14 protein-coding genes are annotated in these 14022 nt (G+C 40.3%); 7 read left to right on the forward strand and 7 right to left on the reverse strand.

Translation table 11 applies throughout. The features are described 5' to 3' along the window. The first annotated feature begins 171 nt into the window (after window positions 1-171). The gene (gene mrdA, locus B9T26_RS05245; protein WP_086198695.1) at window positions 172-2196 is read left to right on the forward strand and encodes a penicillin-binding protein 2; all 2025 of its coding nucleotides are present in this window, start codon (window positions 172-174) and stop codon (window positions 2194-2196) included. Between the two features lie 3 nt (window positions 2197-2199). Beyond that, complete coding sequence (rsmD, locus tag B9T26_RS05250; RefSeq protein ID WP_086198696.1) at window positions 2200-2757, forward strand: 16S rRNA (guanine(966)-N(2))-methyltransferase RsmD; 558 nt, start codon at window positions 2200-2202, stop codon at window positions 2755-2757. A 107-nt stretch (window positions 2758-2864) separates the two neighbouring features. Here the strand turns inward: rsmD and B9T26_RS05255 are convergent, their stop codons facing one another. Beyond that, on the reverse strand, window positions 2865-3071 hold the full coding sequence (locus tag B9T26_RS05255; RefSeq protein WP_086198697.1) for a hypothetical protein: 207 nt from the start codon (window positions 3069-3071) through the stop codon (window positions 2865-2867). Between the two features lie 243 nt (window positions 3072-3314). Here B9T26_RS05255 and B9T26_RS05260 point away from each other — a divergent pair, with 243 nt between their 5' ends. Next, a complete protein-coding gene (locus B9T26_RS05260) occupies window positions 3315-4049 on the forward strand; it encodes a sulfite exporter TauE/SafE family protein (RefSeq protein ID WP_086198698.1) in 735 nt (244 codons plus the stop codon). Window positions 4050-4239: 190 nt separating this feature from the next. Beyond that, a complete protein-coding gene (locus B9T26_RS05265; protein WP_086198699.1) occupies window positions 4240-4569 on the forward strand; it encodes a hypothetical protein in 330 nt (109 codons plus the stop codon). Between the two features lie 115 nt (window positions 4570-4684). Here B9T26_RS05265 and B9T26_RS05270 read toward each other — a convergent pair whose 3' ends face one another. Next, window positions 4685-5275 carry a 1-acyl-sn-glycerol-3-phosphate acyltransferase gene (locus B9T26_RS05270; RefSeq protein ID WP_171262940.1) on the reverse strand — a complete coding sequence of 197 codons (591 nt, stop codon included), beginning with the start codon at window positions 5273-5275 and terminating at the stop codon, window positions 4685-4687. Window positions 5276-5577: 302 nt separating this feature from the next. On the opposite strand from B9T26_RS05270, the gene B9T26_RS05275 reads away from it, so the two are divergent. The 3 genes from B9T26_RS05275 (at window position 5578) to B9T26_RS05285 (ending at window position 8488) form a co-directional block, all read left to right on the forward strand. Then, a complete protein-coding gene (locus B9T26_RS05275) occupies window positions 5578-6057 on the forward strand; it encodes a copper resistance protein NlpE (protein WP_086198700.1) in 480 nt (159 codons plus the stop codon). Window positions 6058-6254: 197 nt separating this feature from the next. Beyond that, on the forward strand, window positions 6255-6998 hold the full coding sequence (locus B9T26_RS05280) for a copper resistance protein NlpE N-terminal domain-containing protein (protein WP_171262941.1): 744 nt from the start codon (window positions 6255-6257) through the stop codon (window positions 6996-6998). A 272-nt stretch (window positions 6999-7270) separates the two neighbouring features. Next, a complete protein-coding gene (locus B9T26_RS05285; RefSeq protein WP_086198702.1) occupies window positions 7271-8488 on the forward strand; it encodes a hypothetical protein in 1218 nt (405 codons plus the stop codon). 40 nt (window positions 8489-8528) lie between these two features. Here the strand turns inward: B9T26_RS05285 and B9T26_RS05290 are convergent, their stop codons facing one another. The 5 genes from B9T26_RS05290 to B9T26_RS05310 form a co-directional block, all read right to left on the reverse strand. Beyond that, window positions 8529-9689, reverse strand: coding sequence for a helix-turn-helix transcriptional regulator (locus tag B9T26_RS05290; protein ID WP_227518773.1), 1161 nt, complete (start codon window positions 9687-9689; stop codon window positions 8529-8531). 159 nt (window positions 9690-9848) lie between these two features. Next, window positions 9849-11483 (reverse strand): chaperonin GroEL, encoded by a 1635-nt coding sequence (groL, locus tag B9T26_RS05295; protein ID WP_086198703.1) that lies wholly within the window; start codon window positions 11481-11483, stop codon window positions 9849-9851. 57 nt (window positions 11484-11540) lie between these two features. Continuing rightward, the gene (gene groES / locus B9T26_RS05300) at window positions 11541-11831 is read right to left on the reverse strand and encodes a co-chaperone GroES (RefSeq protein WP_016167026.1); all 291 of its coding nucleotides are present in this window, start codon (window positions 11829-11831) and stop codon (window positions 11541-11543) included. A 182-nt stretch (window positions 11832-12013) separates the two neighbouring features. After that, complete coding sequence (locus tag B9T26_RS05305; protein ID WP_086198704.1) at window positions 12014-12787, reverse strand: metallophosphoesterase family protein; 774 nt, start codon at window positions 12785-12787, stop codon at window positions 12014-12016. After that, window positions 12768-13706, reverse strand: coding sequence for a diacylglycerol/lipid kinase family protein (locus B9T26_RS05310; RefSeq protein ID WP_086198705.1), 939 nt, complete (start codon window positions 13704-13706; stop codon window positions 12768-12770). Before B9T26_RS05310 ends, B9T26_RS05305 begins: the two co-directional genes overlap by 20 nt. Window positions 13707-14022 lie beyond the last annotated feature (316 nt).

The following is a 14022-nucleotide window of genomic DNA, read 5'->3' on the forward strand; positions in this document are numbered from 1 at the left end:
GAATTATTAGAACTCTTATATACTGCACTTTACAATTTTAATGTCTGTAAAGTCAAAGTTTAAGCTAAACCGATTCAACTGTTCTCCAGAACAAATATCAAAAAAAGCTGACTTGCGTTAGAATGTGCCACTGGATTTTTCACTCCCCTGTATGATGTAAGTCGATCGCGTATGAAGCAGCACTTTCCTTTAAAAAACGTTCAACAAGAAAAGCGCATTTATCGCAATCGGGTTTTTATCTCCATCGGGATTGTGGCGTTCTTTCTGCTCCTGCTTGTTGCCCGTTATGCCTATTTGCAACTCGCGCATTTTAATGAATTTTCAACCGCCTCAGACCAGAACCGTATTCGGCTACAACCTTTGGCACCTGCGCGTGGCTATATTTATGACCGTAACGGCATTTTGCTGGCAGATAACTATCCGGTATTTTCCGCAACTATGTCACGGGCCGATGTGCAAGATATTGATGGAACCGTACAGCGTTTAACTCCCATCTTAAGCCTGACCCAAGAAGACATCGACCGTTTTAGCAGCCGGATTAAAACGTCTAAAAAAACCGAACGCGTATCATTAAAATTAAATTTAACCGAAACCGATATTGCCAAATTTAGCGAAGTCAAATTCCAGTTTCCCGGGGTAAATATAGAAACCCAGATGACCCGCTACTATCCGCATGGCGAGCTGTTTGCCCATGTGATTGGTTATGTGGGGCGTATTAACGACAAAGAATTAAAATCGATTGACAAAGACTTGTATGCCGGCACCAACCTGATTGGAAAAATCGGGGTGGAGAAATCCTATGAAGACCTGTTACACGGCTTGCCCGGCAATGAGTCGGTAGAAGCCGATGCTCACGGTAATGTATTACGTAATTTAGGCCGTAAAGAGCCTGTTCGTGGAAATGATTTATACCTTTCAATTGACTATGGCTTACAGGTCACAGCCACTGAGCAATTGGCAGGTCGTCGTGGTGCCATTGTTGCGCTAAATCCTAAAACTGGTGAAATTTTAGCTCTGGTTTCCAGCCCGAGTTTTAACCCGAATTTATTTGTGACCGGTATTAGCAGTACCGACTATAGTGCACTTCGTGACAATATTGACCAGCCACTTTATAACCGGGCTGTACAAGGTGCCTATCCTCCAGGTTCAACCATTAAACCGATGTTTGGCTTAGGCGGTTTACACTATAATATTGTCGATTGGAACACCGCTATTTTAGATCCCGGTTATTTCTCTTTACCTGGCGATTCGCATAGATTCCGTGATTGGCGCAAATCCGGCCATGGTGTGGTAAACCTGCATAAAGCTCAGGTGATATCTTGCGATACTTATTTTTATATCCTGTCTTACCGCATGGGTATTGAAAAAATGAATGCCTGGATGCGCCAATTCGGCTTTAGTCAAAAAACTGGCGTCGATTTACCGAGTGAAAGTACCGGCTTGTATCCAAGCCCGGACTGGAAAATGCGGACCCGCAAAAGTAAATGGCTGAAAGGTGAAACCATTTCCGTAAGTATTGGACAAGGTGCCTTTACTGCAACACCGCTACAACTGGCGATGGCCACTGCAATTACTGCAAACCAGGGTGCGCACATTACTCCTCATGTACTGCGTGAAAGTCATGGTGCCAAACCTTATACAGCCCATAATGCGCCAGATGGCAAAATTCAGTTTAATGGCAAACCTGAAGACTGGATCAAAATGCGTGATGCCATGATCGATGTCATTGAGACCGGTACAGGTCGTGGTATCCGTACCCCGCTGTATCATATTGCAGGGAAAACCGGAACTGCACAGGTCAAAAGTATTGCCCAGGGTAAGAAATACAACGAAGCGTTATTAAGTGAACGTCAGCTTGACCATGGTTTATTTATTGGTTTTGCCCCAGCTGAAAATCCTGAGATTGCAGTTGCGATTGTTTGGGAAAATGGTAAACACGGTGGTTCGGCAGCACAGCTGGCTCGTCCTCTGTTTGACTATTGGCTATACACCCGTAAAAAGAATCCGATCCGTCCTGCAGGCCATCAAATTAGTGGCGGCCTCATGACCGCAGGCATCAAACCGGGTGAATTGCCAAGTGGTTCGACACCTGTAAACACGACTGACAATACTCAGGCCAATACAACAGCAGCAACGACACAGCACGCTACTCAAGCCGCATCAGGCGCACAACCCGCAGAAGTTGAAGGTGACTGATCTATGAAAAACCAACTCCGTATTATTGGCGGTGAATGGAAACGCCGCCAGCTTCCTTTTGCCAGTATTGAAGGCTTACGCCCTACACCAGACCGGGTACGTGAAACCCTGTTTAACTGGCTGATGTGGGATATTCAAAACGCACAGGTTCTGGACATTTGTGCCGGTTCAGGTGCTTTAAGTTTTGAAGCTTTATCACGTGGTGCAGCACAGGTGGTGATGATTGAACCGAATTGCACGCAAGCTGCTTTTTTAACCGATAATTTGCAATTGCTGAAAGTCACCAGTCAACACGCCAAACTGAAAGTAGCCACGGCTCAACAAACGCTCCCCACCCTGAAACAAAGCTTTGATCTGGTGTTTTTAGATCCCCCTTACAGCCTGGATTTATGGGAAGAACTGGCCCAGCTTGCCGATCCTTTAATCAAGGACAATGCTTTTATTTATGTAGAAGCCGATCGTGATTTAAATCAGCTTAAACTTCCCGCTTCCTGGCATCAGGTTAAACAGACCAAAGCCGGTACAGTTCGAGCCGGGCTATATCAGAACAATGTCTGCTAATCCCTATTCTACCTTCTATTGATAAAAGACAATAAAAAAAGGATTCCTATATGGAATCCTTTTTGTCAAATGTAGTCTATCAATTTAAGATCGGGGGGATAGATCTGTTAACGCCCATAGCGCCAATCCCGATCACTTCTGTCATGCTTCCAGTCCCGATGGTCTTTATTTTTCCAGTCTCGGTCGCCATGGTCTCGGTCATAATGTCCGTTGCGGTCCCGATGATCACGATAATCGTCATCATAAAAAGGATCAAGCACACAGCCCGTTAATGACACTGCCAATATAGAAAGTAAGATCACTTTTTTCATCATGTTCATCACCTCTTTTACCGCATAGCATCAGTATCAAATGATTTAATGAAGAGCGATGGGAGTCTGTGTTGAATTCTTGTAGTCATTTATCCATTTTTTATTCATAAGCAGAACGCCAATAGCGGACTCCAAAGCAGTTTTATACAAAGTTCTCCTTAGATTTGCAGAATTACTGCTAAATATAAGCTTGGCTTTTTTAGGTATTTTTTGAATACTACTGCCTTTCCATCTGTACTTATCTCTATGACTTGGTTGTTATTTATTCTTGGGGCAATGGTCGCAGGTTTTGTACAAGGACTCACCGGCTTTGCCTTTGCATTAATTGCCATGTCATTCTGGGTCTGGGCACTGCCCCCGAAAATTGCTGCACCCTTGGTGGTTTTTGCTTCGGTATGGAGCCATATCATTTCATTATCCAATGAACAAAAGCATCCCCACCTGAACAAAACACTGGTATTACCTTATTTAATTGCCGGGCTGATTGGCGTGCCTTTGGGCACCTATTTACTGCATATTATTCAACCCGAAACCTTTAAGATCGTTTTAGGCGTATTTTTGCTGTTGTGGTGTCCGGTGATGTTTTTCAATCCGGCATTTCCACGACTGCAACAATCGGGAAAACTGGCCGATAGCCTGATTGGATTTATCGGTGGAATCCTAGGGGGATTAGGCGGGTTTTGTGGTTCATTGCCATCTGCCTGGGTCATGCTGAAAAATCTATCAAAACAGCAACAGCGTTATATTTTACGGCATTTTAATTTTGGCATTCAGCTGTTTACACTACTGGCCTATTTACTGCAAGGCACGCTTGAAATCCAGCTCTGGCCTTATATCGTTATCTTGCTGATCAGTGTCAGTTTTCCCGCCATTTTAGGGGCAAAATTATTTTATAAAATTTCGGAAAAACAATTTAAACATACGGTATTAAGCCTTTTATTTGCTTCCGGCTGTTTCTTGGTTTTCAATACGGTGCTGTAATTCTTATTGCTTGTTGAAAGCAAGAAAATTCATATATTGAAATATTACAGCTTTATTTTTCTATCAGCGCCAAACAAAACTACCATAAGTCTCATTTAAACAAAAAATATCCAATCAGTGAGGCTGATCAAATTTATCCGAGGAAAAACTTTATACAATAGCTTATCCCCCATTTAATCTTTCCTCAGCAATGAAAACCTTGATTTTGCTAGCAGCAATAATTGTCCTGACTGGCTGTTCCCTAAGCACTTCCCGCGATATCAAACATGCAGAAAAAATGCTCAGCTATTTTCAATGCAATAATATTGAAACCGCGCAAATGGCACATAGTTCTATTACGTCATATCATGAACAATCACTGGCTTCTAGCCGCCAAAAAGCCGAATCTTATGTACAAAGCTATAAAGATGGGGACAAGTTATTTGATGTGCCGTTAACGGAAGTGATTGAGGAACAATATTTTATTTATCAGGAAGCGTGTCAGCATTTAGGCGGCATTCGTCCAACGCAAGCGCCATAGTTCCATTAAGTAAAGGACAGCCCTATGCTGCCCCATAAATTATGCTCAGCGAGCCAAGATTTTGTCATTTTCCCTCTTGGCTTCGCTTGCATACAGACAAGAATGCCTGTATTTCTTAGTTCGGTTCCTGGCAATAACGTGTATCTACGCTAAACTGTTCTGGAAATTTGGCATGAATTTGTGCATAAAAAGCCATAATTTCAGCCATATCTTTTTCATAGTCACCGCTCGGATAAACAATTTTACCGACCCCGGTTTTCTTCTTGGCATAATCCATATAAGCCAATGCAATTGGCACATCTGCATTGATCGCCACATGATAGAACCCGGTTTTCCATTGTTCCTGTTTGGCACGGGTTGCTTCTGGAGTCACCAACATCACCAGTTTTGGATGGGTTTTAAATAAATCTGACATTAGCTGAACCATACTTGGGCGTGGCTCTCCTGCCTTCTTCGCTGTACGGTCAATTCCAATTCCGCCCATTGCCCGTACAAATGGGCCAAAAGGAAATTTCATATAACTGTCTTTAATGGTTAAACGAACATGCACCCCTAATGCCTTGAGTGCCAGGCGTGCATATAAGGCATCCCAATTACTGGTGTGTGGCGCTGCAATCATCACGCATTGATCCAAATCAAGCGGCCAATGATTATCGATTTCCCAGCCCATCATTTTTAAACTTTGTTCAGCTAATTTTTCAAACACTTGCCGCACCGACACCTATATAAAGTGCGCAGATTTTAACAACGTTGCTGAAATATAAAAGTGCAATACGCCCAATAAATAATCAATTAATATATAAATGTATAACTTTAGAGTTCAAATAAAATATGTAAAGCTGCAGTTTGGTTTTTTCGAAATTTCTTCCTCATTAGCTTAGACTTTCTAATTTCACATTAAAATTCGCACAAAAAAAGGCATAACAAAGCACCAACAAGATCGATATTTAACCCAGCTGCATTTTTACGTAGTTTTTAAAGCTATATTTGGCTAAAAGGAACAATATCGTGAAAAAAATAATATTCATCCTGTCACTGAGCAGCTTGGTTTTCACTGCGTGTAGCAAACCAGATACCAATACTCATGAAAGCAATACAGCCCCTGGTCAACCCATGACACAAGCCACCACAGCTCAACCAGCAGCAATTTTGGGCGATACTGCCGAAACCTCACTGGATTGGCCAGGTGAATATAAAGGGGTTTTCCCCTGTGCTGACTGCCAGGGTATTGAGACCGAACTGGAATTAAAAGCTGATAAAACCTATGAGTTGAAACAGGAATACCTAGGTAAGGGAAAAAACAGTGAATTCAGGGTCAAGGGAACTTTTAGTTTTGATGCAGACAATCCCGCCATGATTAGCCTAGACCAAGCAGGAGAAAATCGTAAATTCTTTATTGGTGAAAATTTTGTTGAAGCACGCAATATAACATCAGGAAAAGTGATTGATTCCAAAATGAATTACAAATTACAGAAAGATGCTAATTAATTGCCCTGTTTGAATATCACTCTTAATTCATTAAAAAGACTAAAATCTGACTTTTTTTATTTGCATTGCTTTGCGTAATCGTCATGATTTGCAACAAATAAATGACCTATTTCATCTTGCCCTACTAGCCTGATCATGCCGTTATGATTATGGTTAAATAATATTTTTCTCATTTGATGATCATAATGAAAAAAACAATGATAACCCTCAGTTTTTGCTCCTTACTCTGTTTAAGTGGCTGCGATAAGCCCAATTCTCCTTTAATTCAAGACCATGCTAAACCCAAGGATCATCTGTCCAAGCCTCAGAACCAGCAGATTCCGGACTGGACAGGACATTACAAAGCCTTTATTCCCTGTAAGGACTGCGATAAGAAACTTTTTTCAATACAGCTTCATCCCAACCAAACTTATACCCTCAAAGAAATTCAGTTCTTTAAACAGAAAACCAGACAAAAACAGTCTTCTGGTACATTCAATTTTGATCCTCAAGATTCTAGACTAATTCAGCTTACAGAAGATAAAAGCAATAAAATGCGTTATCTTTCATGGCATGATCAATTTTTAGAACTTCGGGATCGACATAAAAATCAACGCAATGATTTTGAAAAATATCAAATTCCTAAAATACAAAAGATAGAAGTGAATAATGCCCTGAAACATGTAGATATACAGGCAGATCTATTTAAAACTGAAAAAATACAGTCCAATAAGCTAGAAAGCACAAAGCTGACTTATTTTTTTGAAATTAATAATCAATCAGACCGTGCCCTAAAAATACGTGACAGTGATATTGTGCTGGTCGATGATAAAAACAATGAATATCCGGCCAGCATTGACAACAGTCCAGTTCCCCCAATTCAGCCCAATAAAACCGATTACCATCTGGTCTCATTTATTCACTCTGAATCATCGTCACCGCTTTATATCAAAATTAAATAGCAAGCATCTTGATCTATAAAAAGAATCTTCATGAAATATGGGAATTTTTTATATCCCCTTCTTTTTTCTTTCCTATTTACCAAAGCGTACACTTCTTTTTTTCATCAAAACCCAGCCCTACTCATGACAGGGTTATGGTCCAATACACTGTTATAAAAAATAACAAATAAAGTCTCAAATTTACCTGTTTATCCTCATTTGAGGATATTTCCTGAGTACAGGCTTGACTATGCTTTTAGTCACTATAATCAAAGATGATAATGGAGTCGAAAATGAAAAAATTGCTCTTGGCATTTGCAATTGCAGGCTTACTTACAGCATGTAACGATGACGACGATGATGATTTTACCCCACCACCAACCACCACCACTCAACGCGGACAACTGGTTGATGGCCCAGTATCTGGGGTTGAATATCAAACCAGTAGTGGGATCAAAGCTAAAACAGATGCAGAGGGTTATTTTGATTATAAGGCTGGCGACACCATTAAATTTTTTATTGGCGGTGTACAAATAGGTGACTCAGTTCCAGCTTCTGCTCGCATCACTCCACTGGAATTATCTACACTTCAAAATGTTCGTGAAAATATTATCGTTTTCTTGCAAACACTGGATGACAATGCAAATCACGATGACGGCATTCAGATTAGTAATGCCGTTTTCACGGCATTGGCTGACAATACCATCAACTTTAACCAGACTTATGCTCAATTTATTACCGATCCTGCTTTTACCGAACTTAATAAAACTCCAATTGCATTAGAAACTGCACTCACTAATTCCAAAAATGCCTTCTATAAAGATATTGCAGGAAGTTGGGAATTAAACCGTACAGGACAAGGTGCCATTGTGATTCATATAAGTCCTACCGGACAATATATATTAGGTGAAGTAGATTCAGCTAACCTAACTGGTAGCGGTGTGGAAACTGGTAGCTTGGAATGGAATCCAGGTACGGGACAAATTAATCCAGTGATTGAGGTTGACACCAATGGCGATCTGGGTCTGTCTAATCCGAACGGAGGAGTACCATTTACCCTAAGTTATGATCGAACCAATGTAACTTTGACCGAATCTGGGGTAACTAATGGTGTAAATAAATTAAAACGGATTAGCACCACTACAAACAATATTCAGGATAACTGGTTCAATGATACGAATGCACTTACATTCTTTAGTGACGGTTATTATATGTATATTGACAGTTTAGCAAGTGATGATTGTGAAACACCAACACCTGGGGTTGAATACGGTAAATACACCACGACCAATGGAACTGTGGTTGCCAGTCAAATTATAGTAGATACAACTGGCTGTTCAGGACTTGTAAATGGAACAACACTTTATCCTGCGTTCACCTACACTCTTGCTACTGGATCTTTAACTCTTGTCAGCGGTGAGATTTCATATACTTTCAATAAAAATTTCCTAACCGCTTCTACTGATACCGATACTGGTACTGGTACTACAGGTACAGGTGCTACTCAATAATGATCAAAATTAATCTATCCAGAATTGGGTTCTGGATAGATTAACTCACATGCTCAAAATCGATGGTAACGCCCATAAGTTTATACAAAAATTCTGCCTGTGATTTACATTGCATTTTTGCATAAATATTTTTCAGATAGGTTCGTACAGAACTTAATGCTAATTGGTAATGGGCAGCAATCTGTTCCAGGTTATAACCATTCACAAATAATTCACACAATTCACATTCCCTGTTGGATAAACCATACACTTGTTTTAAATAAGACGAAGCCAGCTTATAATGCTGTTCAGTTTCAGTAATAAATAGCATGACATACGGTTTTAGATGATCTTTTAAATCGGTAAAATGTCGTGGACTGCTAAAAGGTGCAATAGTCAGCATAAATTTTTGTCCATGCTGATCTTCTAGGGCCAACACTCCTCCTACCTGTTTTTTAGCATAATTAGCCTCTGGCTTGATGCTGGATATTAATTGTTCTAAATCTGATTGATATGGCTTGCTTATATTAATCTGGTTATTTTTATCGAGTTCAAATAACTTGGATTGTTCAAAAAAATACTGTGCTTTTTGGTTGATATAATACAATTCTCGATTCATATCAATGAGTAAAATGCCTGTTTTAATGGCATTTAGAATTCGGTATAAATTCCTGTTTTTGAATCGGGCTAAACTTAATTGTTTGTGAATCTGTAATGCCCTGCGTAAATGCAGACCCAATCTTTTTAGAATATCCAGTTCATATTGGGTAAAGGGTTGATCTTGCTTGCCGCGATGAATCCCAAGTACCGACCATTGATGATCACCATGATCCAGTAATAGACTGGCAATAAAACCCACGCCAGTCGCTTTTAAACATTTTTCATAAAAAACATATTCATCTGTAGCAAATAGCTGACCATATTGCGATAAATTCTGACATAGTGCATTTCCCACACCTACTTCAAGCCAGAATGGCAAATGCAACTTCTGATTCATCGTTTTTATTTTTTCCTGCTGATAGGTTTCTAAACTGCAGGCTGGAATATTATACGTGTGCACAAAGTTATAGGCAGGGTTCAATTGATCTAAAGCAGTGAACATGGCTGCCTGACTTTCAGTGTATTGAACAATTTGCTGAATCACTTTAGGCCATAAACTGGCATTCAAGGCAGCATCATAGATTTGTCCAATAATTTTATTTTCCAGCTCCTCTTGCATCATTTTCACCGGTCCTAAACAGATAAAAACTGAGTAATTATTTACCTTAAAGCATAGAGAACTGAGGTGATTAGTCAAACAAAGGGTATAAATAATATGAAAAAGCGTTAAAAAAATCCCCGCAAAAAGCGGGGATTTTTTAAGATCGGAGAGCTGTATGAATTACATCATACCGCCCATACCACCCATGCCGCCCATGTCAGGCATAGCAGCTTTGTCTTCAGGGATATCAGTGATCATGCACTCAGTTGTAAGCATCAAGGCAGCAACAGAAGCAGCATGTTCAAGTGCAGAACGAGTTACTTTTGCAGGGTCAAGAATACCCATTTCAAGCATATCGCCATATTCGCCAGTTGCAGCATTGTAACCAAAGTTACCTTCGCCATTCTTCACCGCATTGATCACAACTGAAGGCTCATCGCCCGCATTGGCTACGATTTGACGAAGTGGCGCTTCAATCGCACGACGTAAAATGTTGATACCTACATTTTGGTCATCGTTTGCACCAGTAACACCATTAAGCGCAGAAGCTGCACGTACAAGCGCAACACCACCACCCGCAACTACACCCTCTTCAACCGCAGCACGAGTTGCGTGAAGCGCATCATCCACACGGTCTTTCTTCTCTTTCATTTCAACTTCAGTTGCAGCACCAATTTTGATCACTGCCACACCGCCAGCCAATTTAGCTACACGTTCTTGAAGTTTTTCTTTGTCGTATTCAGAAGTAGATTCTTCAATTTGCGCACGGATTTGTTGAACACGTTCAGCAATTTGGTTTGCATCGCCAGCACCATCCACAATTACTGTGTTTTCTTTAGAAACCGTGATTTTATGCGCAGTACCTAAATCTTGAAGCGTTGCTTGTTCTAAAGACATACCCACTTCTTCAGAAATTACAGTACCGCCAGTCAAGATTGCGATATCTTGAAGCATTGCTTTACGACGGTCACCAAAACCAGGCGCTTTCACTGCACATACTTTAATGATGCCGCGCATGTTGTTTACTACAAGCGTAGCCAACGCTTCGCCTTCAACATCTTCAGCGATGATGAGAAGCGGTTTACCTGTTTTAGCCACTGCTTCAAGCACAGTAATCAATTCACGGATGTTGCTGATTTTTTTATCAACAAGCAGAATGAACGGATTTTCAAGTTCAGCCGTTAAAGTGTCTTGTTTGTTTGCAAAGTAAGGGCTGATATAACCACGGTCAAACTGCATACCTTCAACAACGTCCAAAGCATCTTCAAAGCCTGAACCTTCTTCTACAGTAATTACGCCTTCTTTACCCACACGTTCCATGGCTTGCGCAATCAGTTTACCTACAGTGGTATCAGAGTTTGCAGAGATTGAACCGACTTGTTCAATCGCTTTCGTATCAGAAGCAGGTTTAGCAGTGGCTTTAATGTTTTCAACTACAGCACGAACCGCAAGGTCGATACCGCGTTTCAAGTCCATTGGGTTCATACCCGCAGTCACTGATTTGATCCCTTCGTTCAAAATTGCTTGAGCAAGTACAGTTGCAGTTGTTGTACCGTCACCTGCGATGTCATTGGTTTTTGAAGATACTTCACGAACCAGTTGTGCGCCCATGTTTTCAAATTTGTCTGCAAGTGAAATTTCTTTCGCTACAGTTACACCATCTTTAGTAATGTGTGGTGCACCGAAAGAACGGTCGATCACCACGTTACGGCCTTTAGGACCTAAAGTTACTTTTACAGCATCTGCAAGTACGTTTACGCCTGCAATCATTTTACTGCGCGCTGAATCACCAAATTTTACGTCTTTAGCTGACATGGTTTACTCCAAATATTTTTAATTTTCAAAAATCTGACTGAATGAAACAGGTCTGAATTAGCCTTCTAAAACAGCTAAAATGTCAGACTCTTTCATAATTAGAAGTTCTTCGCCTTGTACTTTCACAGTCGTACCTGCATAAGTACCGAACAATACTTTGTCGCCAACTTTTACGTCTAACGCACGTACACCGTTATCAGTGATTTGACCATTACCCACTGCAATGATTTCACCTTGAGCAGGTTTTTCAGCAGCAGAACCTGGAAGTAAAATACCGCCAGCAGTTTTAGTTTCTTCTTCAACACGACGAATAACTACGCGATCATGTAATGGACGAATGTTGCTCATTGGAAACTCCATCAGACTAAGTCTTTTATAGTGAAGTAATGATGACTTTGTTATTCCCTCGGTCATCATCAAATAATTTCGATGACACTTTTGTGGGGATGGAAAAAAACGCTTCAAGGGGCAAGCCAAAAAAAAGTCCTGTTTTTTGTATTTTTTTTATTCAAACCTGTGTGTTTCCGCATTTAATCGGCATTTTTTTCATCTAAAACAAATTCTTTACGTTGCTCATCAAAATAATAATGTTGCACATCGGCATTGCAATCAATCACATTAAAGCTGTTGGGTAAGCCACGATGTAAGCGGTAAGAAGTAGCTGTTCCGGCATGAATGTCCAGCACAGGATGGGCTGCTCCCAAATGATAAATCTGGTTCAGGTCATATACGGCCGATTGATGCAGATGACCATGTAACAGGCCGTTTAAACCACTTTGACTCCATGATTCCAGGGCAATACGTCCCAGCATTGGACAGTCCTTGATGCCATGTGGATCATTTGGCGGGGTATAAAATGGCTGGTGTGCAACGATAAGTTTGATTTTATGCTTGGGTGCCATCATCAGCCTTTGATCAATTTGCTGAATTTGCTCTAAAGAAATGTGCCCTCGGGTATGATAACGCCGCCTTATACTATTCACGCCAATCAAATAAAAATGCGCAGTTTCCAGCACGGTTTCCATATGACCGAAGAAAATTTTATAGCGGGTAAAAGGACTGAAGATTCGATTCCAGACATGATACAGTGGAATATCATGATTCCCGGGCACCACCAGATAAGGCAGATTCAAACTTTCCAGAAACTGTTTGCAGTCATAAAACTGCGTATAACGGGCACGTTGAGTTAAATCCCCACTGACAACTACAGCTTCTAAAGGGTGTTGCTGACAAAATAGACGGATTGCAGCCATGCAGGCTAATTTTTCCGTACCAAAATGCAAATCAGACAGATGTAGAATCATGAGGGACCATTATTTTGAGTGCATGCTTACGCACGGAAATATGAAGCGGGGGCTGCATTTCTACAATTTCACCATCCAGTGCCAGCGTCAGTTTTTTGGCTTTGGAATGTATTTGCACATTGTCAGCAGAAAAGCTATACACATCTGGCGCATGATCAAGCTTGCCTCGAATCAATTGCCATAAAATTTTAAATAAGGTGCGTTTATCGCTTTTCGCCACCACTACCCCTGCGACCTTTCCCAATTCAGCACATTTGGCAATGCGCAAATTCATCTCTGCAAGTTGCAGCTGATTATTGCCAAAGAAAATTAGCGGGGTTTTGACCGGATATTTTTTACCATCAATCTGCACTTCAAGTTTCAGTTCTTTACGATCACGAATCAGCACATCTAATGCTGAAGTGTAGGCATGTAAAGTAAAGCGGCCAAAACGCCGGTTATAGAGTTCACGTCTTTGTATAAATAAAGGATACAGTCCCAAGCTGGCATTGTTTAAGTAGATATGATCATTAATTTGAGCCACGTGCACTTTACGGATCTGCCCTTTGGCAATAACTTCAGCGGCTTCGAGCAGATCAAGCGGAATATGCAGCAAGCGAGCGACATAATTAAAGGTTCCCAATGGTAAAATTCCTATCGGAATATCGGTAGTCATCAATTTGGTTGCCACCGTATTCAAAGTACCGTCTCCACCCGCTGCCACCACAATGCCAATCTCTTCAGCCTGTTGATGGCGTGAAATAATTTTCTCCATCAAACTGTTAAAATCTGACTCAGCACTGATTTCAAAGGTCTGAATTTCATAGCCATAAGCCGTTAAATTTGTCATAAGTTGTTCATAGATTTCATCTTTATTGGCTGCATGAAATCCTGATTTTTCATTATAAATAAGCGACAAAGGCTTTACAGAGACTGACATTTTCTATACTTTTTTGAAGTAATTGCTCTAATTTTGTCCAAATTATCGACAATTGAAAGCATCTTTATGTAAAATTCGAATTACCAGCATTTATTAAATCAATAATGATTCCCATCAAAATATTATTAATAAGATATTGTTTCTAAAAATAATAAATTAAATAAATATTACTCATAAATTTAATAAATGAATTAAATGGAAAACTTATTAAATTTTAACCTATTGTTTTTTATTAATTAAAAAATGAAAACATAGAATATTCCAAACTAATTCAGGTACTTCTTTAGTCTTATTTTTTTTATGATTTTATGCTTTA

This window comes from Acinetobacter sp. ANC 4169, assembly GCF_002135355.1.
Classification (GTDB): domain Bacteria; phylum Pseudomonadota; class Gammaproteobacteria; order Pseudomonadales; family Moraxellaceae; genus Acinetobacter.